Source organism: Spiroplasma sp. ChiS, from assembly GCF_002968355.1.
Classification (GTDB): Bacteria; Bacillota_I; Bacilli_A; order Mycoplasmatales; family Mycoplasmataceae; genus Spiroplasma; species Spiroplasma citri.
This window is the reverse complement of the sequence record NZ_PUUH01000210.1, coordinates 1-831: the sequence shown is the minus strand read 5'-3', so window position 1 is coordinate 831 and position 831 is coordinate 1. Positions and strand designations below refer to the sequence as shown.

At 34.2% G+C, this 831-nt stretch carries 1 protein-coding gene; it reads left to right on the top strand.

All coding sequences use genetic code 4. From position 1 onward, the window contains the following. Positions 1-57 precede the first annotated feature (57 nt). Entirely contained in the window at positions 58-714 is a 657-nt protein-coding gene (locus tag C6B38_RS05730; protein ID WP_105298962.1) for a hypothetical protein, read from the top strand. Positions 715-831: the final 117 nt, after the last annotated feature.

The window sequence follows — 831 nt, the reverse complement described above, 5'->3', positions numbered from 1 at the left end:
ATCAACACTGATATGGGGTTTAAATTCGCTCAAAACGGCAGAAAGGAGCATATTATTATGCAAGAACTAACACAACAAGCAGAACAACTCAATTATCACTTTGTTGAGATAGGTGGGTTGAGTTATAAAGTGATTAATCAACTTGACGAGAAAAAACATATCTCTAATTTTTACTTACCGAAAAAAAATGTTCGCCAACACCCTACCCGCCAAGATAGTTATAAAGTCAAAATTTATGACAAATTTATTTGTGTGCCTAAAATAATGTGTTTCTTAGACAAAACTGGTAAATACTTTTTGGTTGGTCTTGATATGTATTTTAACTACTGAATTTATAACACGCGTGATAATAATAAATATCGCTTGACGGGTTATCAAGCAATTAAAGACACTGCAATTAAAGAATTGCATTATTTAACTGTGTCTGCTCGTCGCTACGAAAAAGAACAAGCAACAAACCCATTTTTAAGTGGGTTAACTTACCAACAAGCACGCGACCAAATTTGTGCTGAAAGCGACAAACTAAAAGCAGAATACCAATCTTTCGTAAAAACTAAGTATTCTGCTAAAAACAGTGAAAATTTACTTACCAGAGAAAATAATTCTCTTGTTGATAAGTTTAACACACACTATGAAAAAAACAAGGGGGAACCACCAGAAATGTCCGAAGAAGAACTCACTGAGTTATTAACGGAATTAGACAACCTAGACTAACTCCCCTATCGAGTTCTTAACTCCCCTATCAACAAAGCACAGAACTTGCGTAAAACCAAAGAGTAGCAAGACAACGAATAAACAAACCCAAGATATGGTCTTTATCATATCGTTTTT